The 22,173-nt window shown below is 72.3% G+C and carries 22 protein-coding genes and 1 tRNA gene; 8 read left to right on the forward strand and 15 right to left on the reverse strand.

Features of this window, described 5'->3' with window-relative positions; genetic code table 11:
• Positions 1-9: 9 nt before the first annotated feature.
• The 4 genes from ABGB17_RS31670 (at position 10) to ABGB17_RS31685 (ending at position 4,753) form a co-directional block, all read left to right on the forward strand.
• Positions 10-918 carry a general stress protein gene (locus tag ABGB17_RS31670; RefSeq protein ID WP_347636579.1) on the forward strand — a complete coding sequence of 303 codons (909 nt, stop codon included), beginning with the start codon at positions 10-12 and terminating at the stop codon, positions 916-918.
• Positions 919-1,062: 144 nt separating this feature from the next.
• Positions 1,063-1,437 carry an FKBP-type peptidyl-prolyl cis-trans isomerase gene (locus ABGB17_RS31675; protein ID WP_347636583.1) on the forward strand — a complete coding sequence of 125 codons (375 nt, stop codon included), beginning with the start codon at positions 1,063-1,065 and terminating at the stop codon, positions 1,435-1,437.
• A gap of 905 nt (positions 1,438-2,342) precedes the next feature.
• On the forward strand, positions 2,343-3,869 hold the full coding sequence (locus tag ABGB17_RS31680; RefSeq protein WP_347636586.1) for an ATP-dependent DNA ligase: 1,527 nt from the start codon (positions 2,343-2,345) through the stop codon (positions 3,867-3,869).
• A gap of 233 nt (positions 3,870-4,102) precedes the next feature.
• On the forward strand, positions 4,103-4,753 hold the full coding sequence (locus ABGB17_RS31685) for a septal ring lytic transglycosylase RlpA family protein (RefSeq protein WP_347636590.1): 651 nt from the start codon (positions 4,103-4,105) through the stop codon (positions 4,751-4,753).
• 9 nt (positions 4,754-4,762) lie between these two features.
• Here ABGB17_RS31685 and ABGB17_RS31690 read toward each other — a convergent pair whose 3' ends face one another.
• The gene (locus tag ABGB17_RS31690; RefSeq protein WP_347636594.1) at positions 4,763-5,317 is read right to left on the reverse strand and encodes a DUF1707 and DUF4870 domain-containing protein; all 555 of its coding nucleotides are present in this window, start codon (positions 5,315-5,317) and stop codon (positions 4,763-4,765) included.
• A gap of 216 nt (positions 5,318-5,533) precedes the next feature.
• Between ABGB17_RS31690 and ABGB17_RS31695 the strand changes: the two genes are divergently transcribed.
• Positions 5,534-5,875: a hypothetical protein gene (locus ABGB17_RS31695; protein ID WP_347636598.1), complete on the forward strand. Its 342-nt coding sequence runs from the start codon at positions 5,534-5,536 to the stop codon at positions 5,873-5,875.
• Positions 5,876-5,883: 8 nt separating this feature from the next.
• On the opposite strand, the gene ABGB17_RS31700 is transcribed toward ABGB17_RS31695, so the two are convergent.
• The 3 genes from ABGB17_RS31700 to ABGB17_RS31710 all read right to left on the reverse strand — a co-directional run bounded on the left by ABGB17_RS31700 (position 5,884) and on the right by ABGB17_RS31710 (position 7,597).
• Positions 5,884-6,117 carry a hypothetical protein gene (locus ABGB17_RS31700; protein WP_347636602.1) on the reverse strand — a complete coding sequence of 78 codons (234 nt, stop codon included), beginning with the start codon at positions 6,115-6,117 and terminating at the stop codon, positions 5,884-5,886.
• A gap of 205 nt (positions 6,118-6,322) precedes the next feature.
• Complete coding sequence (locus tag ABGB17_RS31705; protein WP_347636606.1) at positions 6,323-6,772, reverse strand: hypothetical protein; 450 nt, start codon at positions 6,770-6,772, stop codon at positions 6,323-6,325.
• A gap of 234 nt (positions 6,773-7,006) precedes the next feature.
• The gene (locus ABGB17_RS31710) at positions 7,007-7,597 is read right to left on the reverse strand and encodes a CGNR zinc finger domain-containing protein (protein ID WP_347636610.1); all 591 of its coding nucleotides are present in this window, start codon (positions 7,595-7,597) and stop codon (positions 7,007-7,009) included.
• Between the two features lie 154 nt (positions 7,598-7,751).
• On the opposite strand from ABGB17_RS31710, the gene ABGB17_RS31715 reads away from it, so the two are divergent.
• Entirely contained in the window at positions 7,752-8,570 is an 819-nt protein-coding gene (locus ABGB17_RS31715) for an SDR family oxidoreductase (RefSeq protein ID WP_347636656.1), read from the forward strand.
• A 542-nt stretch (positions 8,571-9,112) separates the two neighbouring features.
• Here ABGB17_RS31715 and ABGB17_RS31720 read toward each other — a convergent pair.
• The 6 genes from ABGB17_RS31720 to ABGB17_RS31745 all read right to left on the reverse strand — a co-directional run bounded on the left by ABGB17_RS31720 (position 9,113) and on the right by ABGB17_RS31745 (position 15,958).
• The gene (locus ABGB17_RS31720) at positions 9,113-10,378 is read right to left on the reverse strand and encodes a DUF4192 domain-containing protein (protein WP_347636613.1); all 1,266 of its coding nucleotides are present in this window, start codon (positions 10,376-10,378) and stop codon (positions 9,113-9,115) included.
• 668 nt (positions 10,379-11,046) lie between these two features.
• On the reverse strand, positions 11,047-11,832 hold the full coding sequence (locus tag ABGB17_RS31725) for an EI24 domain-containing protein (RefSeq protein ID WP_347636617.1): 786 nt from the start codon (positions 11,830-11,832) through the stop codon (positions 11,047-11,049).
• 138 nt (positions 11,833-11,970) lie between these two features.
• A complete protein-coding gene (locus ABGB17_RS31730) occupies positions 11,971-12,558 on the reverse strand; it encodes a nucleoside triphosphate pyrophosphatase (RefSeq protein ID WP_347636620.1) in 588 nt (195 codons plus the stop codon).
• A gap of 44 nt (positions 12,559-12,602) precedes the next feature.
• Entirely contained in the window at positions 12,603-13,709 is a 1,107-nt protein-coding gene (locus tag ABGB17_RS31735) for a hypothetical protein (protein WP_347636624.1), read from the reverse strand.
• 140 nt (positions 13,710-13,849) lie between these two features.
• Positions 13,850-14,560: a peptidyl-tRNA hydrolase gene (locus tag ABGB17_RS31740; protein ID WP_347636628.1), complete on the reverse strand. Its 711-nt coding sequence runs from the start codon at positions 14,558-14,560 to the stop codon at positions 13,850-13,852.
• Between the two features lie 12 nt (positions 14,561-14,572).
• The gene (locus ABGB17_RS31745) at positions 14,573-15,958 is read right to left on the reverse strand and encodes an MFS transporter (protein ID WP_347636660.1); all 1,386 of its coding nucleotides are present in this window, start codon (positions 15,956-15,958) and stop codon (positions 14,573-14,575) included.
• 62 nt (positions 15,959-16,020) lie between these two features.
• Here ABGB17_RS31745 and ABGB17_RS31750 point away from each other — a divergent pair, with 62 nt between their 5' ends.
• Positions 16,021-16,995 (forward strand): helix-turn-helix domain-containing protein, encoded by a 975-nt coding sequence (locus ABGB17_RS31750; protein ID WP_347636632.1) that lies wholly within the window; start codon positions 16,021-16,023, stop codon positions 16,993-16,995.
• Position 16,996: 1 nt separating this feature from the next.
• Here the strand turns inward: ABGB17_RS31750 and ABGB17_RS31755 are convergent, their stop codons facing one another.
• Both ABGB17_RS31755 and ABGB17_RS31760 read right to left on the reverse strand, forming a co-directional pair.
• Positions 16,997-17,581: a DUF1707 domain-containing protein gene (locus tag ABGB17_RS31755; protein WP_347636636.1), complete on the reverse strand. Its 585-nt coding sequence runs from the start codon at positions 17,579-17,581 to the stop codon at positions 16,997-16,999.
• A 61-nt stretch (positions 17,582-17,642) separates the two neighbouring features.
• Positions 17,643-17,715, reverse strand: a tRNA-Ala gene (locus ABGB17_RS31760).
• 365 nt (positions 17,716-18,080) lie between these two features.
• On the opposite strand from ABGB17_RS31760, the gene ABGB17_RS31765 reads away from it, so the two are divergent.
• Positions 18,081-18,629: an EF-hand domain-containing protein gene (locus tag ABGB17_RS31765; protein WP_347636640.1), complete on the forward strand. Its 549-nt coding sequence runs from the start codon at positions 18,081-18,083 to the stop codon at positions 18,627-18,629.
• A 52-nt stretch (positions 18,630-18,681) separates the two neighbouring features.
• Here ABGB17_RS31765 and ABGB17_RS31770 read toward each other — a convergent pair whose 3' ends face one another.
• The 3 genes from ABGB17_RS31770 to ABGB17_RS31780 all read right to left on the reverse strand — a co-directional run bounded on the left by ABGB17_RS31770 (position 18,682) and on the right by ABGB17_RS31780 (position 21,947).
• Entirely contained in the window at positions 18,682-20,154 is a 1,473-nt protein-coding gene (locus tag ABGB17_RS31770) for a von Willebrand factor type A domain-containing protein (protein WP_347636644.1), read from the reverse strand.
• Positions 20,155-20,279: 125 nt separating this feature from the next.
• Positions 20,280-20,933 (reverse strand): methyltransferase domain-containing protein, encoded by a 654-nt coding sequence (locus ABGB17_RS31775; RefSeq protein WP_347636647.1) that lies wholly within the window; start codon positions 20,931-20,933, stop codon positions 20,280-20,282.
• Positions 20,934-21,116: 183 nt separating this feature from the next.
• Positions 21,117-21,947 (reverse strand): GNAT family N-acetyltransferase, encoded by an 831-nt coding sequence (locus ABGB17_RS31780; protein WP_347636651.1) that lies wholly within the window; start codon positions 21,945-21,947, stop codon positions 21,117-21,119.
• Positions 21,948-22,173 lie beyond the last annotated feature (226 nt).

Consider the following 22,173-nt stretch of genomic DNA (forward strand, 5'->3'; position numbering starts at 1 on the left):
GCGGAAAACATGATCACCTCGTCACCCGGGCTGACCCCGCCCATCGCGGAGGATCGGCGGTTACTGGTCAGCTACGACAACTACGCGGCCGCGCAGCGCACCGTGGACACGCTGTCCGACGCCGGTTACCCGGTGCAGAACGTCGCCATCGTGGGCAACGACCTGCGCCTGGAGGAGCTGGTCACCGGGCGGCTGACCAACCCGCGTGCCGCGCTGTCCGGCGCGATCGGCGGCGGCGTCTTCGGGCTCGTCGTCGGCCTGTTCCTCGGCCTGTTCACCTCGACCACCGCGTCGTTCATCGCGCTGGTCCTGTGGGCGGTGCTGTGGGGCGCCGTGATGGGCGCGGCCTTCGGCTTCGCCAGCCACGCGTTCAAGGGCGGCACCCGCGACTTCACCTCCCGCAGCGCCATCGTCGCCGGCCGGTACGACGTCCTGGTACCCGCCGCCGCCCTGGAACAGGCACTCACGATCCTGGACGGCGGCGTCACCCCCGCCGACACCGTGGCCGTACAGCGCCCCCCCTCCGCCGGCGTCGCCACCCCGGCCCACACCCCCGCCCCCCACGTCCCGCCCCAGCCCCACGCCCCCACGCAGGGCACCACTACCGACGCCTCACCCCAGGGCACCGGCCCGCACACGTCGTCCCAGGGCACCGGCCCCCACGCCTCGCCCCAGGGCACCGGCCCCCACGCCTCGCCCCAGGGCACCGGTCCGCACGTCCCCGCCCAGGGCACCGCTGCCGACGTCCCGCCCCGGGGCACCGGCCCGCACAGCCCCGCTCGGAGCGGCGATCACGACATGCCGCAGGCTCCCGCTCAGGGCACCGCTCCCCAGATCCCCCCGCAGGGCACTTCCCCGGACGTCCCCGCGGCCACCGCTCCTCCGGCGCCCGGCGCCTCCCGTCCCCCGGCGGAGTGATCGTCCACAGAACGTGCCCTCGCCGCCCGCCGGGCCGCCGGACCCCGTAGAGTCGTCCGGTCGGCCGGTAGGCGGCCGGAGCACCGTCGGCAAGGATCCGCTCAGGTCCGCGTCCGGGTGCGCACACCACCCAAGGAGCAACACGTGGCACTCGAGAAGCCCGAGATCGATTTCCCGGAAGGCGAGCCGCCGAAGGATCTCGAGATCGTCGACATCACCGTAGGGGACGGTGAGGAGGCCAAGCCGGGTCACATGGTGAACGTCCACTATGTCGGCGTCTCGTTCTCCACGGGCGAGGAGTTCGACGCCTCCTGGAACCGCGGCGACAGCTTCCAGTTCCCCCTCGGCGCCGGCCGCGTCATCGCCGGCTGGGACCAGGGCGTGTCCGGCATGAAGGTCGGCGGCCGCCGCCGCCTCACCATCCCCCCGCACCTCGGCTACGGCAACCGCGGCGCAGGCAACGCCATCAAGCCCGGCGAAACCCTGATCTTCGTAGTCGACCTCCTCGGCGTAAGCTGACCCACCGGCCACCCGGCCTCACCGGCCACCACCGACCCATCCGGCACCACCGGGCTCACCGTCGGCACTTGCCGGCCCACCGGCACCAGCGGCCCCCCGGCGCCATGGGACGTACCCGGCACCGCCGGACCACTCGGCACCGCCGGGCTCATCGGCCACCGCCGGGCTCACCAGCACTTGCCGCCCCACCGGTGCCGCGGGGCTCCGGCACCACCGGGCCCCGGCACCACGGAACCGATCCGGCACTGGCGGAGCCCGGCGTCGCCGGGTCCACCGGCACCTGCCGGCCTCACCGGTACCGCCGGACCCGGGGCACCGCCGGTCCCCGGCGCCATGGGACGTACCCGGCACCGCTGAACCCATCCGGCACCCTCGGACCCACCGGCACCTGCCGGGCTCCGGCACCACCGGGTCCCCGGCGCCATGGGACGTACCCGGCACCACTGGACCCATCCGGCACCTTCGAACCCACCGGCACCTGCCGGGCTCCGGCACCACCGGGTCCCCGGCGCCGTCGGACGCACCCGGCACCGCCGGACACGCAACACCGCCGGACCCGGGGCACCGCTGGGCTCACCGGCACCTGTCCTGCTCCGGCACCACCGGGTCCCGGCGCCGTGGGACGTACCCGGCACCGCCGGGTGCGCGGCGGTGGGGGGCCTACCCGGTGCCGTCGAGGGCATCGGTGTCGCCGGGTTCACGTGGCGCCGGTGGGGCCACCTGGCGGTGGTCGATTTCACGGCTGGTTCAAGGCTGATTCATGGCGGCGGTGTGGAGGCCGGGGGGCGGGATCGCTCCCGTCGGCCCGGGCTCGCCGCTGGTCATCGGGTGTTCATTCTCGGCATCGGGCCACGCCGTCCGGGCTGTTGACGCGTTTCCGTCACTGAACTGGCACGATGAGACATATGTTGCTCATCGACCTCGCGCGCACCTCGGCGGCCGTCGCGGCGGACTCGGCACGCCTCGCCAAGATCCGTCATCTCGCCGAGCTGCTGAGCCGGGTCGAGCCGCACGAGGCCGAGATCGCGGTCGCCTACCTCTCCGGTGAGCTGCCGCAGCGGCAGATCGGGGTCGGCTGGGCCACGCTGCGCGAGGTGCCGGACCCGCGGCAGATCGCCAGTGCCACCCTCACCGAGGTCGACGAGCTGCTCACCAGGATCAAGAGCCAGGCGGGGCCGGGCTCCCAGGCGGCCAGAAAGACGCTGGTCGCCGAACTGTTCCGCTCCCTCACCCGGCAGGAGCAGTCGTTCCTGCTGCGCCTGCTCGGTGGAGAACTGCGCCAGGGAGCACTGAACGGCGTCATGATCGAGGCGGTGGCCAAGGCGGCGAGCGTACCGTCCGCCGAGGTCCGGCGCGCACTGACCCTGCGCGGCTGGCTCCCCGCCGTCGGCGCCGCCGCCCTCACCGGCGGCGTGGACGCGCTGCGTTCCTTCCACCTGGAGGTCGGACGCCCCGTCGCGCCGATGCTCGCGCAAAGCGCCCCGAACCTCCCCGCCGCCCTGCTGAAGATCGGCGGCCCGGCCGCCCTGGAGTGGAAGCTCGACGGCATCCGCGTCCAGACCCACCGCTCCGGCGACCAGGTCAGGGTCTTCACCCGCACCTTGGAGGACATCACCCCCCAGGTCCCCGAACTGGTCGACGCCGCCCTCACCCTCCCCGCGGACGACCTCGTGCTGGACGGCGAAGTGATCGCCCTACGCCCCGACGGCCGCCCCGAACCGTTCCAGGTGACCGCCGCCCGGGTCGCCAGCAAACTGGACGTGGAGCGCCTACGGGACACCACCCCCCTGCGGGTCTTCTTCTTCGACGCCCTGCGCGTCCACGGCAAGGACATGCTCGACCTGCCCGACAGCGAACGCCACACCGCCCTGGAAGAGGCCGTCCCGCCCGACCTCCTCATCCCCCGCCTCGTCACCACCGCCCCCGACGAGGCCACCGCCTTCTACGCCGACGCCCTCCGCCGCGGCCACGAGGGCGTAGTGGTGAAATCCCCCGCCACCCCCTACGCCGCCGGCCGCCGAGGCGCCGGCTGGATCAAGGTCAAACCCCGCCACACCCTTGACCTGGTGGTCCTGGCCGCCGAATGGGGCCACGGCCGCCGCCAAGGCAAACTCTCCAACCTCCACCTCGGCGCCCGGGACCCCGAGACCGGCGGCTTCGTCATGCTGGGCAAGACCTTCAAAGGCCTGACCGACGCCCTCCTGACCTGGCAGACCGAACACTTCCCCACCCTCGCCGAAGGCCCCACCGACAACTGGGTAGTCCCCCTCCGCCCCGAGCTGGTGGTGGAAATCGCCTTCGACGGCGTCCAGCACTCCCCCAGATACCCGGCCGGCCTGGCCCTCCGCTTCGCGCGAGTCCTCCGCTACCGCCCCGACAAACCCCCCACAGAAGCCGACACCATCGACACGGTCCGCTCTCTCCTCCTCTGACCTTCCACCCCCAACCCTGGAACTGACCGGGCGTGGGTGGTAGGCCGCGCGTCGAGCGGGACGCAGGGCCTCTGACCTGCGCGATCACCGTTTTGTGAGCTAAGTCACTTTATGTCGGCTTTAATGGTTTTACGTCCTCTTTGTCCGATACGGTGCCGGACATTACGGAACGGACACGGCGCCCCCGCGCCCCGTTCCGCGGCTCTGCACCCTATCGAGGACCGTGGTTCTACTTGGGCTCACACGACTCCCCCTTCACCGCGCGGCCCCGCACCGGGCGCCGGCTGCTGGTCACCACCGCCACCCTCATCGTGGCGACCGGCGCGGCGGGCGGCGCATGGATCCTGACCAGCGGGACGCCCGCGGAACTCACCGCCACCGCGACCGTCGCGAACCGTCCCACGAGCACACCCGCACTCGACGCGCTCCGGGCGGCGCCGCCGACGGCCCTCCCCAGCCCGCCGCCGGGTGCCGCCCCCGAACACGACGTCACCTCTGAGCAGGCCGAGGAGACGGACAGTCCCGGACCCGTCCGGGAACCCATCCCCACGAGGTCACCCGTCCCCAAGAAGAAGGCGCCGGCCAGGAAAAAGGTCCTCGCCTCGGGCTCGTGCGGCGCGTCCTTCTACGACGAGGGGCAGATGACGGCCAGCGGCGAGCCGTTCAACCCCGGCGCGCTGACCGCCGCCCACAAGTCGCTCCCCATGGGGAGCATCGTGCGGGTCGTCAACCCCGGCAACGGCAAGTCGGTGAAGGTGCGCATCAACGACCGCGGTCCCTTCATCGCCGGACGCTGCCTGGACCTGTCCCGCGCCGCCTTCGACGCCATCGGCAGCCTCAGCACGGGCGCGATGACGGTGAGATACCAGGTGCTCGCCCGCTGAGGCCGTCCGTCACTTCACCAGGCGGAGGGTGAACGGGTACCGGTACGGCGTGTCGCCCCCCGCGCTCGCCGCCCCGACGACACCGAGCACCACGGCCGCGATCAGCAGCACCGGGATCAGCAGCGCGCCGACGATGGTGAACGGCAGCAGCAGGACGGCCCCCGCCAGCGTCAGGTGGAAGTTCAGCGCCTCCACAGCGTGCGCCCGGATGAACGGCGACGTCCTGCCGCCGGTCAGCAACATGATCAGCGGCCCGACGAAGGACAGGCCGAAAACGGGCAGCACGTGGGCCGCCACCGCGCCGAGCCTCTCCCCGCCGGTCACGGGCATGCCGTACCGCGGAAAGCCGCCGGCACGGGGCCGGTACGTGGGCGGCGGGACCGGCATGGGCCGGTCGGCGGCCCGCACGCCGTACAGGTCCCGCATGACGGGGGCGAGGTCGGCGTGGGTGCGCGCCGTCATCACCTGGTGCAGCCGCTCGTCGAACTCCGTCTTGTCGAGCCGGCCCTCCGCGTACGCGGTGGTGACGTGCTCGACCACCTGGTCGCGATCCTGGTCGGACACCCGAAGCTGCGGATGGGGACCGGGCCCCCACGCGCCTTCGGTCGGCATTGCTGGTCGCACTACCCCTGCCATCGGCGGCCGGCCTTTCCGTTCGAGATCCTGTCCACCTCATTGTTCGGCGCGGTGCCGTTCATCGACCATCCGGAACATCCCCGACAGAACCCCGATGCGTCCCCGAGCCACCCATTCACCTTCCCCTCCGGGTATACAAGGGGTATGGGATGGCGAGATCGCTACGGACTTCGTCGGCTGCGCGGCCCCAAGATCGCGAAATTCGACCGGGAGGCCAATGACAGCGACATCGAGGCGCTCATCGCCTTCGCCAAGTCGCGGCAAGGTGTCGAGTTCTACGTCGAGCCGGAGACCTTCGCCACCGACACGACGGCCGTCGCCGTCGCCCATGACGGCGAGTGGACCCGCCGCCGCGTGGGCTCCCCCGCTGTGATCATCAAGGTCGCCAGAAACCTCGCCCTCCCGGTGTACGACGTCCAGCTCACCGGCTACCCGGGCCGGATGCGGGCCTACAACGAGCGCAACCGCAACCGGCCCGAGTCCTGACCCTGCCGTCAAGCGAGCCCGAGGCGGCCGGCGAGCCAGGTGACCCGGTCGGTACGGGCCGGCTCGCCGGGCAGTTCGTGCGGAGCGTCCGGGTACAGGCGGTAGTCCTTGGGCTCGGGTGTCACCGACACCAGGGCGCGCCGGGTGGAGTCCGGGACGAAGAAGTCAGGCTCGGAGAACTGGTACAGCAAGCCACCCTCCACGCCGCGCACGACGTACCGGACGGGGTCCACCGGCTCCATGAGCTTCTCGTACCAGATGGTCGCCTCCCCGCCGAGCCTGAGGAAGAGTGGACGAACCAGTTGCTGAACGTCGGGTCCACGTTGACGGCCACGGCCGCGTGCACCCGCTCCGGGTCCGCCACGGTCGCCAGCAACAGCCCGTACATGCCGCCGTAGTCGTGCCCGACCACAGCGACCCTGTGGCGATCGACCCCTGGCCGCGCGTTCAGCAGACCCAGCCCCGCCGTAACTGGATCACTTGCTCGACGACCCGCTCCCGATCGTTTCGATCCCCCACCGGATCGATCTGCCAGGGAAAGGTCAGGTCCGGCAACAACGCGACCATGCCACGCCGCGCCATCCCCACCGCTTCCTCCAGGAACTCGGTCCGGTTCTGCGTGGGATCACCCGGCTCGAACCAGTGCAGGTACAACGCCCCCGCGTACCGCCCCCGCCCCTCCGGCTCCACCAGATAAGCCCGCACCGCCACCCCACCCCGCCCCGCATACGTGATGTCCCGCACGACCACCCCATCCCGCCACTCCACCCCGAGCTCCCTGCCCTCGACCACCCCCCGCCGATACGAGAACAGATCCTCCCTCCCCGCAACCGCCGTCCCACCCCCGACGACCACACTCACCACCACAACCGCCATGACCACGCGTAACCACCGCATACATCCTCCTAATGAGTAAGAGCACCCTTGATTGTTAGCCCAAAGCACCTAACGAGACCCTTTAGCTCATTAGCAGCCAGCCGACGACCGACGCCCTACTCCCGCACAGGTAGAGCCGCCCCGTCCGCCTGCAAGCGGAGAAACGCGTACCGGCACGACCCAGGGAACGCTGTGCCGGTGTGGCCCAGGGAACGGTGCGCCGGCACGGCCCAGGGAACGCTGTGCCGGTGTGGCTCAGGCGGAATGGGTGCGGCGGTAGTGGCGGCGGACGCGGTCCCGGTTGCCGCACATGCGGCTGTCGCACCAGGTGCGGCTCTTGTTGCGGGTCTGGTCGACGAACAACCAGCCGCAGCGTTCACCGGGGCACTGCTTGAGCAGGGCGAGGTCCGGCCCGGTGAGCAGCGTCACCGCGGACGCGGCGGTCTCCCATGCCGGAACCCGCAGGCCCGTCCAGCCGGGCCTCCCGTCCGGCCCGAGCGCCAGGCGGCTCATCCCGTCACGGAACGTATCGTCCAGAAGACCCAGGTCGGCCCGCTCACCCCGGCCGGCCACGGACATCACCCCGAACAGGTGCTCCCGCAACGCGACCGCACGGACGAACTCCTCCCACGCCTCCTCCGGCCGCTCCTCCGCCCCGGCCACCAGCTCGGCCCTCAAGCCCTCCCCCAGGCCGCCCACCTCGTGCAGGTACTCCACGAGCCCGGAGTAATCCCCCAGAAGGTCCCGCGGCTCGGTACTGCGACGCCAGAGCACGCTGTTGACGACGGCAAGACACAACCGCCCGCCCAGCCGAGCGGACACCCGATCCGCCGCCCGCAACTCCACGCTCCACACCCCATCGAGCGTATCCGCCGCCCCCGCACGCCGCGTCAACCCGCGCCCGCTGCCGGGACCCACGGCGGTGAACCCGGCGCCGGCGCACCGGCCGGTCGGTGGGTGCGCTCGCGGACGGCTTGCTACATTGCGGGGCGTGATCGCGGTGACAGGGGTTACGGGGCGGCTCGGGGGACGGGTGGCGCGGCGGCTCGCCGGGGTGGGGGTGGAGCTCAGGCTGGTGGTGCGCGATCCGGGGCGGGTGGCGGGGGTGGTGGGGGCCGGAGTCGTGGAGGCCGAGTACGGCGACGGGGAGAGGGCACGGGTGGCTCTTTCCGGGGTGGAGACGTTGTGCATGGTGTCGGCGTCCGAGACGCCGGATCGGGTGGGGCGGCATCGGACGTTCGTGGACGCCGCGGCGGCGGCCGGGGTGCGGCATGTGGTGTACACCTCCTTCTACGGAGCGGGGGCTGATGCGACCTTCACCTTGGCGCGGGACCACTGGGCCACCGAGGAGTACATCCGGGCCAGCGGGCTGCGGTACACGTTCCTGCGGGACAACCTGTACGCGGACTTCCTGAGCTCGATGGTGGGGCAGGACGGGGTGCTGCGCGGGCCGGCGGGTGACGGGGCGGTGTCGGTCGTCGCGCTGGACGACATCGCCGACGTCTGCGCCGCCGTGCTCCGGTCGCCCGGTGAGCACGCGGGGGCGACCTACGATCTGACCGGCCCGCGCTCGCTCACGCTCACGGAGATCGCGGACACCCTCGGCGAGGTCACCGGACGTCACGTCAGGTACCACCCGGAGACCGTGGCGGAGGCGTACGAATCGCGGGCCGGCTACGGCGCGCCACGTTGGCAGGTCGACGCGTGGGTCTCCACGTACACGGCGATCGCGGCGGGCGAGCTGGCAGGAGTCAGCACCGCGGTACACGACCTCACCGGCCACCCGCCCACGTCTCTCGCGGAACTGCTCCGCGGCTGAGCACCGCGCCGGCGCAACACCACGGACAAGCGTTCACACCGGCGCAACGTCATGGACAAGCGTCCGCACCGGCGAAACGTCATGGACAAGCGTTCGCGCCGTCCGCCCGCCGCCGACGGAGAGGATCCGGTACAGCCCGCAACGCCGACGCCTTCCTCCGCTTCGGCACCACCGACATCACGCGTCTGCGCTTCGGCACCACCGAGATCATGCGTCTGGGCTTCGACGCCGACACTGGCATCCGGCCGGCCGGCATCCTGGCCACCCTGCTGAGAAACAACACGACACCTCCCGGAGATCACCGATGGTCAGGCACTTGATCGACAACCAGCGGACCGTCGTCCTGTGACCCTCTGCTCCCTGGCTGGGCGGCGTGGTGGGTCACCGCCCCAGGCACCTGCCTCGCGGCATCGCCGGGACCCCGCCGGCTCGTGCCGCACGAGCCGGGGCCTGTAAAGGCGGCGGTGGGCGATGGCGTCCTTGCCGACGTCGACACCGGTCGTCCCCTCTGAGCACCGGTGGGCGTCACCTGGAAGGAGGGCTCATGGGGGACGGTGGGCCTGGGGTTCGAGGAGAGCGAGCAGGGGGTGGAGCCACTCCACTCGGGGCGTGCCCATGGACGCGTCCAGTTCTCGCGGGGTGGGCATTCGGTCGCGCAGGATCGCTGGGCTGACGAGCCGGTGGAGGCCCTGGGCCACGAGGACGGCCATCGAGTAGGCGGGGTCCTCGGCCAGGGCCCGCTCGACGGCGATGGCCGCCAGGGCGCAGTCCCCGCGGCGCCATGCCGCGACCGCGAGCAGGGACGCGGCAGGCGGTACGAACGGTGGCTCCAACCTGCGTGCGAGATCCCTCCACAGGGCGATGTGGGCGTCCTCGGTCTCGTCCTTCATCAACGTCCATGCCTCGTCCCGTACGCGTATCACCGAGAGATGCAGCCCCAGCGTCGCCGCCTCCCGGTCGTTCAGCCGGTCGCCGGCCGCAAACGTCTCGATGGCCGCTCGCACCCTCGCCAGCCCTTCGCTGACGAACATTCCGGCGAACTCCGCGAGGCCCCCCTCCTCGGCCCGCGTCAGCCCGGCGATCCCGGCCCCGGTGGTCCCGGCCCCGGTGGTCCCGGCCCCGGCGATCCCGGCCCCGGCGATCCCGGCCCCGGCGATCCCGGCCCCGGCGATCCCGGCCCCGGCGATCCCGGCCCCGGCGATCCCGGCCCCGCCGGTCCCGGCCGGGCTCGGCGTCGCGAGGGTGGTCAATCGGGTGCGTAGGGCGGTCATGGCGAGGTCGGTGGCATCGCGCATCGCCGTTCGGGGCGGGCCTTCCAGGGGAGACACCGAAAGGCGCAGGTGCTCGCGGCCGGGGAGGGCGACCAGTCCGTTCACGGTGGCTCGGGCGGCCACGGGGCCGGCTACCGGGTCGTAGGGGGTGCCGCCGGGTGGGCAGCACTCGGCTCTCGGGCAGACGTAGGACCAGTAGCGGGACTCGTCGGCGCGCAGTGCCTCGATGACGTCGATGCCTGCTTCGCTCAGGAGGCGAAGCACCTCCTCCACGGCGGGGGTGACGAGGGGGCCGGGGCCGAAGCCGGCCACGATCGTGTGGGTGACGCGCTCGCGGCGGAGGAACGGCACGAGGCGGTCGAAGGCGCCGGGCTCGGGGGGCAGGTCCCAGCGGGTGGTGACCCGCAGTTCGCCGCGTGCGCCCCGGCCGGAGAAGGCGATGACGACGAGGCTGTCGGCGGGGTGGAAGCCCAGGAGGTAGGGCACGGCTCCGAGGATGTCGTCGGGAGAGGTGAGGAGGATGGGAGAGGGCGTCATGACGTTCATGCTTCAGCATTTCGTGACCGCGCGATCCCAGGGAGTGACGGCCCTGTGGACAGGCTGCCGGGCCGACCCGGGCGTCATCGGGCGAGTCCGCCCATTCGGATCACGCTCAGCTCCTCGGCGCGATCACCGGGACGCCGGCCGGGGAGCTTGCCGGGACCAGTCCTGTGGACAACGGACGCCGAAGGCAGCCGACGCCGGCTGGATATCCACAGGGCGCGGATTCGAGCCACACGAGCCTGAACCGTCCTGTAGGGCGTCGAGGTCCGGCCGCCCGGGACGGTTCACACGTCGGCGGACCGCGGGGCTGCCGGTGCTCGCACGCCGGCCATCCAGATGTCCGGCGGGGTGGTGGGCTCCGGTATCGCCCGCACGCCCTGGCTGGCCGTACCCGAAGGACTCGGCCGGCCGCACGTGTCGTCCGCGTCGATCACTTCGCCTCGGCGATCCGCGCGGGCTCGACTTCGGCGCCGCGCCGAACGAACTCCAGGAGTATTTCTACAGAGGCAGCAAGCCACCCAGACAGGGGTAATCGATGTGACGACCCGCAGGTGAAGCGGCTTCGGTCCTGGTCCTTGCCCCACCCCCGCGGTGCCGCGGCGATCTCGTAGGGGTGCATGAGCCGCTGGACGAGGGCCGACAACACGGCCAGCGCCCGGGACTTACCGGTCGCCGGGGAGCGGGGAGTAGCGGTTGCGGACCAGAAAGGTGGCGCCGGCGATGGCGGCGGGCATGGCCAGCACGGCGAGGAACGGGACGAGGAACACGAGGAAGGTCAGGACGCCGAAGCCCAGGGCGGGTGCCTTGTTGGCGCGGAGGGCCGCGTAGCGGCTGCGGCGGGCCATCGCGCGGCGTTCCATGGGGAGAGTGGTGAGTTCCACGGTCAGGAAGAAGCCGGAGACGGCGGCGCCCAGCACGGGGACCACGGTCTGGCCGATGACGGGGACGAACCCCAGGACGAAGAGCGGGATGGTGAAGGCCAGGACCCATCCGAGGGTGATCAGGCTGTCGCGGACGGAGCGGAGGACCGACCGCCAGGCGGGCACGTCGGGGGCCTTGGGACCGCCGCCCAGGTCGTCCTCGACGCGTTCGGAGAGTTTCTCGTAGAACGGGTCGCCGATCGCCAGGGTGGCGGCGGTGAAGGTCACGACGGCGAGCACCAGGCCGAGGCCGAAGATGACGACACCGAGCAGCACGCGCAGGGTGTCGCGGGCCGCGTCGGCCCAGCCGTCGGCGAACGGAGTCGCCCAGGCGGCCAGGTCGCCGGCGTACGTGCCGAGCACGGCGAGGGCGGCGACGTACAGCGCGAACGCGATCAGCGCGGGGATGAGGCCGAACAGCCACTGCCTGGGGTGGCGGGACACCCAGCCGACCCCTTGGAAGAAGTACTTGACGCCGTCCGCGACGCCGCGGACACCGGTGCCCGCGGCCTGCCCCATGGTGCTCATGCCCGGCAGGCTAACGCCTCAGATCTGTCTCAGCGCGATATCAGAGGAAAGCTCACGGTTCGGCGTGGAGGGCGAGCGGCGAGGGACCACAGTGCCGGCGGGCGAGGGTCCCAGCCGGCGTCACACCCGCGTCGAACTTCAGCGCCACAGAGAAGTGACCGGGACGCCCAGGCGGGCGAAGAGGACGCGCAGCAGCGGCAGCGACAAGCCGAGGACGTTGCCGTGGTCGCCCTCGATACCGGTGACGAACCAGCCGCCGAGGCCGTCCAGGGTGAAGGCGCCGGCCACGCGGAGTGGTTCGCCGCTTGCCACGTATGCGGCTATCTCGTCGTCGCCGGGGGTGCCGAAGTGCACCACCGTCGCGGCCACCTCGGCGGCCTCCGTGCCGGTGGCCGTGTCGATCACGCAGTGGCCGGTGAGCAGCCTGCCCGTGCGGCCGCGCATGGATCGCCAGCGGGCGGTGGCCTCTTCGGCGGAGGCGGGCTTGCCGTACGCCCTGCCGTCCAGTTCCAGCATCGAGTCGCACCCGATGACCAGCCCGCCGGTCAGGCCGGCCGCCACCACCGACGCCTTGGCGCGGGCCAGGGCGAGGCACAGCTCGGACGGGGACGCGGCGGTGACGGCCTCCTCGTCCACGCCGCTGACGATCACCTTGGGGTCCAGCCCGGCGCCCCGGAGCAGGGCGAGCCGGGCGGGTGAGGCGGAGGCGAGAACGATCTCGGTCATGTCATCCGAGCCTAGGGCAGCGGGGGCGGTGCGTCGTCACCGGCTCAGAGGGGGCGGATGCTGGAGACCAGGGTGTTGATGTCGGCGTACCGCTTCTTCTGCGCCTCGGGGATGGTGACGAACACCAGGGCGGGCTTGCCCTCGGGAACGTCCACCAGGGCCACCGCGGCGGTGGAGTGGCGCCGGTCGCCGTCCACCTCGTACGTGACGCGGTAGCCGAGCAGCCACCCGTCGCGCTTGCCCGCCTTGAAGGGCTGCGACGCCGTCCAGGTGATCGTGGAACCGGCCGGGTGGTGGTTGAGGGTCCAGCGAGCGGCCAGGTACGCCGTCTCCTTGAGCTTCTTCTGCACCAGGATCGGCACCGGGCAGGTGGCGAGCAGCCCGCGGTGCCCGGCGCCCTTGACGGCGGGCAGGGTGCGCCGGGTGGCGAACGGCGAGGACGTGACGAGCTTCCACTCCTTGGTGAACCGGGCGAAGCTGATGCCGGACTTCTTGTCCTTGACGAGACCCTTGGTGGGGGCACCCTTGCCGGGGAAGTCGGCGAGCTTGCGGTTCTCCGGCATGGCGGGCACCCGGGCGTCGGCCGCGGCCAGCTCCAGCGCGGTGCGTCCCGGGGTCGCCACGGGGGACGGGACGATCGCCGCAGGGGAGGACTGGCCGGTGACCGCGACCGGGGCGGAGAGGCCGTCCGGCACGGGCGTGGGGACGGCGGACGGCGACAGGGCCGGCGACGCGGAGGCCAGGGGGGACGCGGGCGGCAGAGGGGCGTTCGCCTCGGGTGAGGCGGCCGTGGACGCCTCCACGGTGGCTGAGGGCGAGCCGGAGGGGGCGGGGAGGGTCGATAACGCGGCGTCCGGGGTGAGCGGGGGGCTCGTGGGGGCGGAGGCGGTGGCGGCCGGTTCGTCCGGCCGGGCCACCATGAAGATCACCACAGCGGTCACGGCGACGGCGACGCCTGCCAGGCTGCGGTAGATGACACGCATCGGCAGGTCGCCCAGCTTGGACGGCCGGAAGCCTCGCTCTGCCGGCGGAGCCTGGGCCGGTGGAGGCTCCTCGATCGTGATCCTCGGCAGCGGCGCGGTCTCCGCCTCTGCCAGTACGTACGTTGGGACGGCCTTGGTGCCGTAGTTCCCACCCACCCCATTTGACACGTTCGGAGCGTACGGCATATCTCTGGCGCTCGGCATGCCCCCCGATCACACTTCGGGAACGAGTGCCGTTCGGTTTCGGGCCTTACACCCCTGTTGACCTCGGGCTTCACCCCGACGGTCATGGGCGTGGGCCTCCGGGCTCAGCCCACCGGGTTACGCAACGGGCCCCAGGCGGACGGGCGGGCACCTCCTGCGCGCAACCACGGGGCGTCCGCCACCACCGTGCGGGACCCGGGCTCTATTTCAGTGAAACCGGCGTCACGGACCACCGGGAGGCCGCTGCCCGCGAGCGCGGCCCAGCGGGCGGGGCCGGCGGTGCGTACGGCCACCGTGAGGCCGGCGTCCCGCCAGGTGCGGCGGGTCTCCTCGCCGGTGCCCCACCAGGCGAGCTGGGCGGCGTGGCCCGCCTGGGCCATGGCCTTGCCCGCCGACATGGTGAGGCCCGGGTTCGTCCAGAGCACCGCGCCGTCTTCCCGGGGCGGCCCGGGGTCGTGGTCGCCGTCGGTCAGGTCGGTGCCGGAGACCTGGAGCCGGGACAGTTCCTTCGGCCAGTCGTCCAGCGGTACCGGGGGGTGCACCCGCACCTCGGCCGACCGCAGCTCCACCGTGATCCCCGGCAGCTCCAGCACCCGCCGCCACTCCGCTCCCCTGGCACGCCGGACGACCTTGCGTATGCCGACCGTCTCCCAGACCCGGACGTCCTCGGCCCACTCCCCCGCCGTCGCCCTCTCGTCGTCCAGCAGCCGCAGCACGGCCGACGCGGCCGCTTCCAGCGCGTCGGTACGCAGCGGAGGCGACCCGCGCTCGATGCGGACGACTAGCGGGAGAACCCTTTGATCGTGCGGACTCATCCCCCAAGGATGTCAGGTCTCCTGCCGTACGACGGCGCCGGATTCGCCACCGCGTCCCGCCGCATCGGCACCGGAGTGGTGAGCGCCGGCGGTGGGGCCCGGAGTGCTCGCGGGGGGTCTGATGAGGCGGAGGGACATCCAGGCGGCCGCGGCGCAGAGGAGGCCCGCGGTGTACCAGGCGGCGGTGTAGTGGCCCAGGTGGTCTCGGGTCAAGCCGGCTGCTGTGGCGGCCAGGGCGGCGCCTATCTGGTGGGAGGCGAAGACCCAGCCGAAGACCACGGCGCCGTTCTTGCCGTAGATGGTGCGGCACAGGGCCACGGTGGGGGGAACGGTGGCCACCCAGTCGAGGCCGTAGAAGATGATGAACACCAGCATGCTGGGCTGGGTGGTCTCGGCGAACAGGGACGGGAGGACGAGGAGGGACAGGCCGCGCAGGGCGTAGTACGCGCCCAGGAGTTTTGCGGGGTCCACGCGGTCGCTCAGCCAGCCGGAGAGCACGGTGCCGACGATGTCGAACAGGCCCACCAGGGCCAGCAGTCCGGCGGCGGTGGTCTCGGGCATGCCATGGTCGTGGGCGGCGGGGATGAAGTGGGTGCCGACCAGGCCGTTGGTGCTGGCTCCGCAGATGGCGAAGCCACCCACCAGGTACCAGAACGGGCGGGTGCGGGCCGAGGAGCGCAGTACGCTCACCGCCCGTGCCGCCGGGCCGCCGGAGCGGGGTGCCCCGGCGGGCGCCGCGGCGGTGCCGGCCACGGGGGCAGGGGTGGGTGGGGCGCCCAGGGCGGTCAGGCCCAGAGTCTTGGGGTGGTCGTGCAGGAGGAACCACACCAAGGGGACCACGGTGAGGGCGGCGGTGGCCACGACCAGGGCGGCGGTGCGCCAGCCGGGGCCTTGCGCCAGCCAGGCCAGTACGGGGAGGAAGACCAGTTGGCCGGCGGCGCCGCCGGCGGTCAGGACGCCGGTCACCGTGCCGCGGTGGCGGACGAACCAGCGGTCGGTGACGGTGGCGACGAAGACCAGGGCCATGGAGCCGGTGCCGAGGCCCACCAGGACGCCCCAGCAAAGGACCAGTTGCCAGCTCTGGGTCATGAAGACGGTCAGGCCGCTGCCGAGGGAGACGAGAAGCAGGGCGGTCGCCACCACGCGGCGCATGCCGAAGCGGTCCATCAGGGCGGCGGCGAAGGGGGCGGTGACGCCGAACAGGACGAGGTTCACCGAGACGGCCAGGGAGATGGTGCCCCGGCTCCAGCCGAACTCTTCCTCAAGAGGGGTGATCAGCACGCCGGGGGTGGCCCGGAATCCGGCGGCCCCCACGATGGCGACCAAGGCGACACCGGCCACGACCCAGGCCCGGTGGACACGCGGCCTCTGCGTTTCCGTCGAAGTCATGCCGACCATCATGGAGCGCCAGGTAGAGGGGCACGAGTGGCCGGAAAGCCAATATGTGAAAGAATCCGGCCATGCCGCATCGTGTCGTCGTCGTCGCCCTGGACCACTTCGCCGGGCTGGACCTCGGCATCCCCGGCCAGGTCTTCCGTGTCGCCCAGGCCGGGGAGGGCCGGCCGCTGTACGAGGTCGTCACCTGCAGCCCGGGCGGACGGCCGGTGCGGGGGCACGACGGGTACCGCGTGCTGCCCGACCACGACCTCGGCGTGCTGGACACCGCCGACACCGTGGTGGTGCCCGGCGTGCTCGACGGACCGCCGCTCAACGAGGGCGTCATCGACGGCGAGCTGCGCGCGGCCCTGCGCCGGGCGGCCGGGCGGTCACGGGTGATGTCCATCTGCACCGGCGCGTTCGTGCTCGCCGCGGCGGGCCTGCTGGACGGCCGTCCCGCCACCACGCACTGGCGGCACGCGGCCCGGTTCCGCGCGCTGTTCCCCCACGTGCCGCTCGACCAGGACGTATTGTTCATCGACGACGGCGACCTGCTCACCTCGGCGGGGGTCGCCGCCGGCATCGACCTGTGCCTGCACGTCGTGCGCCGCGACCACGGCAGCGAGGTCGCCAACCACGCGGCGCGGCGCTGCGTCACCCCGCCGTGGCGGGAGGGCGGCCAGGCGCAGTTCATCGAACGGCCGCTGCCCGAGCCGGGCGGCAACACCACCGGCCCCACCCGCGACTGGATGCTCGGCAGGCTCGGGGAACGCCACGACCTGAGCGCCCAGGCGAGGCACGCCGGCATGAGCGTGCGCACGTTCACCCGCCGCTTCCGCGAGGAGACGGGCCTCAGCCCCGCCCAGTGGCTCATCCTCCGCCGTGTCGAGTACGCCCGCCACCTGCTGGAGACCACCGACCTGCCGGTGGACCAGGTCGCCGAGCGCGCGGGGTTCGGCACGTCCGTCTCCCTGCGCCAGCACCTGCACGCCACGGTCGGCCTGTCCCCCCAGACCTACCGCGTCACCTTCCGGCAGCCGGCCCCCGTGAAGGTGTGAGTCACCACTGCCAGCGCAGGAAGCGGCGCCGGGTGCGGGTGACCAGGGTGCCGGCCCGCTGCTTGCCGCGGACCACGACGTGCAGGCCGTCCCCCGCGAACGAGGAGGCGGTCACGCCGCGCACCCGGGAGCTGCCCGCGACGAGCTCGACGTTGTCGATGTCCACCGTGGAGCCGGGCGGCAGCACCAGGATGGTGGAGCCCGCGTAGACGTCCAGGTCGATGTAGATGACGGGGTGGGAGATCACGGCCTCGGTGAAGTCGAGCTTCACGGTGCCCGCCTTGGCGGTCACGACGAGCTGCCGGGGCACCACCCACCGCCCGCGGCGCTTCAGCGTGGCCGCCGTGGTGCGCAGGTCGGCCCGCTCCGGGGCGACGGACGTGAGCGGGCTGCCGGGCAGGTCGGCGACGTACTGCTCCACCTCGGCGAACGTCCGCGCGGTGAACACCCCGGTGAGCCGCTGGTCGAACTCCTCCAGCGTCAGACGGCCCTCACCGTGCGCGGTGCGCAACCGCTCGGCGACCCGCTCACGATCGGCGTCCGACATCCGCGTCTCCGGGACGCGCGGGACTGAATCTCCGCTCACGACGCAAACTCTAGAGGATGGGACGCGAAACGCTCGCGGCCAGGAAATCGTCACCTGTGGGTGGAGCTATGGGGATTCGAACCCCAGACCTCCTCCATGCCATGGAGGCGCGCTACCAACTGCGCTATAGCCCCTGGTCGCGCCGTACGCCCGGCTCGGGACGGCGGCACGAGGCATCAGTGTATCGGAGGCCGGCCCCCGGGCCGAACCGGCGGCGGATCGGCCGCGTTCCGGGCGCGGAGGCATCAGGATGGAGAAGGATCGCCACGGGTCCGGATACGGAAAGGATCGAACCGACTACAAAACGTGGCGGGGTTTGCTAGTTTCTGAGAAACAGCGGCCAGGGGAGGCCGCTCGCCGGTCCGTGGGGAGCCGCCCGGCCGCCTGGCGGGGGAGCGTTCCATCGCGGCCCCCGGCTGCGGTCCCGGCGACGGGGAGACCGCCGCGCGGGGTGGGGACAAGATCGCGCAACGTGATTTCTGGAAGGTCAGGATCGGACATGCAGCCGAGCCCGCTGGAACTCAACGCCGGATCCGCGTTCGACATAACCGACGTCGGCCAGGACGGCTTCCTGGACAAAGAAGACATGGACCTCGTGGGCCTGCAGGTGGCCGACCGGCTGGGCCTGGCCGCCGAGGCCCCCGCCCGCAGCCGGCTGCGGGACGCCTACATGCGGGTCTGGGAGAACGTCCTGACCGCCGTGGGCGCCGACGCGTCCGGCCGGGTCAGCAGGCGCCGGTACGTCGAGTACGCCGCCTCGCCCCGGCTGGACCGCACCGGCTTCATCGTGGACATCGTGTGGCCCATCACCGAGGCCCTGTGGGACGCCCTCGACACCGACGGCGACCAGCGGCTCAGCATGGCCGAGTACCTCCACCTGTGGTCGGCGTACGACGTGGAGACCTCCGAGGCCCGCGAGGCGTTCATCCTGCTGGACACCGACGGCGACGGCCACCTCGGCAGGGACGAGTTCGCCCAGGCGATGTACGACTTCTACTTCAGCCCGGACCCGAAGAAGACCGCCATCCCCATCCTCGGCCGCTGCTGACCCCGGCGGGGACGGCGGCGGCCCGGGAGACGGGCCGCCGCGCGTGAGGCCGTCAGTGCAGTGACCGCGCCGCCCGGATCAGCTCGGCGAGTTCGGTGACCATCGGGTCCTCGGTCTCGGCGGCCAGGCGGGACGCGTGGCCCGCCAGGCCGTCGAGTTCCTCGCCGAACATCGCGGCGTCGGCCTCCCGGAGCCGTTCGGCGAACGCGGCGGCGACCACGCCCACCTGGAACCGCGGCGTCGTGCCCCGCCACAACCCGCCGGACAGTTCGCCGACGTCGATCCCGCGGGCGGCCTCGGCGGGCGCGCGGCTGTCGGGGTCCAGCCACCGCACCGTCGCCATCGCCACCTGCCCGGACGCCCCGGGGCGCAGCGTCAGCGCGTACAGCGCGGTGACCGCGTGGCCGGGACCCACCTCGCCGCCGTCCTTGGCGTCGTCGCGGAAGTCGCCCTCGGCCAGCGCCCGGTTCTCGTACCCGAGCAGCCGGTAGGAGGCGACGGTCGCCGGGTTGAACGCCACCTGCGCCTTGGCGTCCCTGGCCCGCAGGTCGAGGTTGGCCGTCAACCCTTGGGTGAACGCCTGGCGCGCCTCCTCCGGCGTGGCCACGTAGATCGCCGAGCCGTCGCCGTTGTCGGCGAGCCGCTCCATCAGGGCGTCGCCGTACTCCCGCCCGACGCCGACGCACAGCAGCGTGATCCGCCGCGCGGCGTGGTCGCGCACCCGGTCGAGGATGCCGTTCCAGGTGGTGTCGCCGGTGTTGGCGAGGCCGTCGGACAGCAGCACGACCCGGTTGGTGGCCACCGGCCGGTACGCGCGGGCCGCCTCCTCGTACCCGGTGACCAGCCCTTTCTCCAGGTTGGTGGACCCCTCGGCCTGGAGCTCGTCGATCGCCGCGTGCAGGTCGGCGCGCCGGTCGGCCGGGGTCATGGACAGGCGCAGCCGCGCCTGGTCGCCGAACGACACGATGGACACCTGGTCCCCCGGCCCGAGCCGGTCCACCAGGGTGTGCAGGGCGTCGCGCACCAGGTCGAGCCGCCCCGGCTCGGCCATGGAGCCGGACACGTCCACCACGAACGTGAGGTTGGCGGGCCTGCGGCCGGCCTCGTCGAGCGACCTGGTCTGCAGGCCGACCCGCAGCAGCGCGGACCCTTCGGTGGCCCCGCGCGCCCCGTCCAGGTGCACGGCGAAGCCGTCGCCGTCCGGCTCGGCGTACCCCTGGGCGAACGCGTTGACGAACTCCTCGGTGCGGACGTCCGCCGGGTCGGGGCGCACGCCGTCGCGCAGCTTGCCGCGGGCGTAGCCGTAGGAGGCGGTGTCGACGTCGAGGGCGAAGGTGGAGACGGACCCGGTGGGCTCGGGCCCTTCGGCCGGAGGGGTGCCGGAGCTGGTGGGCGCGGGCCGGGCGGGGGCGCCGGACGGCTCACGGTCCCGGCCGGCGTCGTTGGGCGTCGGGCCGCTGCCACAGGCGACGGCGAGGAACAGAAGGACAACCAGGGCGCAGATGATGCGGGCACGTGTCTTCAACGGAGCCTCCTCGGTCACCCCGTTCGACGGCATCCGCGCCGCTCCGGGCCGGACCCGTCACCCAAGCGACAGGCAACCGTGCCCGGTCCGTGACCGCGCCCGCGCGGGCCGCGGCACAGGAGCGATCAGAAGGTGTTCCTGCGGCAGTTGAGGAAGAGCTGCATCTCCAGCGGCTCCTCGTCGGTGGCGGGGATGTACGCGAGGTCCATCTGCTCGCGGACGCTGAACCCGGCCTCCTCGACCACCGCCCGCAGCGCGGCCCTGGCGTACCCGGTGAGGCGCAGCGGCGTGCCCAGCACCCGGACGGGGGCGTCGTCGACGTCCATCTCGACCATGCCGACGGCGAGCCACCCGCCGGGCACCAGCCGCTCGTGGATGCGCAGCAACGAGAGCATGATCTCGTCGCGGGGCAACATCGACAGGGAGAAGAACGCGACCACCGCGTCGAACCGGCCGATCCTGCCGTCGAGCTCCACCACGTCCATCAGGCGCAGGTCGGCCTCGGGGACGTGCTTGGAGGCGAGGTCGAGCATGACCGGCGAGATGTCGATGCCGATCACCTCGCATCCGGCGTCGGTGAGCTGACGCGCCGTGGGGAGACCGGTGCCGCAGCCGACGTCCAGCACGCGGGCGCCGGGCCGCAACCGCCGCAATACCCACTCCGCGGACGCGATCTGCCCTCCTTTGTAGGGAAACGCCTCGTCGTACCGCTCGCCTATGCGGTCGAAGGCCTCAGCCTGCGCGGCCCGGTGCGACGGGCGCGAGCATTCCGCTGACATTCCATCCACCCAACGCTGAAAGCATCATGTGTCTTAAGTAGATAGAGGCATATCACAGGCTAAGTCAAGGGCAGTCAGGACGAGAGTTGACTACATGGGGTACGACGGCGGAATGGAACGGTACTTTCCCCGCAGGATGAACATTTCACCTGCTGATCGCCAGGTTCCGGCGGGCCGGAAGGGTCAGGCGGGCGCGGCCGCCGTGGTGAACGTGATGGCGGCGTAGTCGGCGATCGGGCGGTATCCGAGTGCTTGGTAGATGGAGTTCGACGTCGGATTGGCGAGGTCGGTGAACAGCAGCACCAGATCGGCACCCGCCTCACCGGCGGCACGGGTGGCGGCGTACGTCACCGCGGAGCCGTAACCGCGCCCGCGCAGGCCGGGCGGGGTGTAGACCGGGCCGATCCTGGACATCCCGATGACCGGCTCGGAGAAGGCGGCCATCGCGACCGGCCGTCCCCCGTCCTCCCACAACACGAACTCGCCCAGGCCGACGCGCTGCGCCACCTGGGCCCGCACGTCCCCCGCCTGGGGGTGCGGGTCTGCCTCGGCGCAGAACGCCGACATCCACTCGACGACCGCCGTGAGGTCACCGTCCCCGGCCATCCGGGCCGCCCCCGGCAGGTGCGGGGCGCGCAGGGTGTCCAGGCGGTACAACCGGAGCTCGACCCGTTCGCCCGGCTCCCGCCCGCGGGCGGCGGCGAACGCCTCCACCTGTTCCTTCGGCCCGCTCACCGCGGCGATCTCGCGGTCCCGCACCGCCTCGGCCAGCTCGGGGACCACCGCCACGGGGATGTCGCCGAGCAGCAACGGGTGCGGCGGCGTGTGCAGCACCGCCCCGGCCACTTCCCCGCCGGTGGCGTACCAGCCGAGCAGCAGGTCGTCGTTCCACAGACCGAGGCGGACGCGCCGCAGAACCGTCAGCGGGACCGTGTTGCGCACGGGGTCGCGGCGCAGCCACGCCTCGGCGGGCGCGGGGAACTCATCGACGTCGCCAGTGAATGTCCAGGTCATACGGGCAGTGTCCCAGCGGCCCGCGCTCGGGGGCGACCGGATTTCCGCGGGGTCAGAACTCGTCGGCGCCGGGCGGCTGGGTGATCGGGAAGACGTGCCGGGTGGCCGCGCACACGGTGTGCAGCGTGTGGATGGGGACGCCGTCCACCGAGAACCCGGTGCGGAGGATCTCGACGACCCACTCCCCCGGCTCCAGGGCCAGTGTGGCGGCCTCGGCGGGGGCGGG

It is taken from the genome of Sphaerisporangium sp. B11E5 (assembly GCF_039871875.1).
Taxonomy (GTDB): Bacteria; Actinomycetota; Actinomycetes; order Streptosporangiales; family Streptosporangiaceae; genus Sphaerisporangium.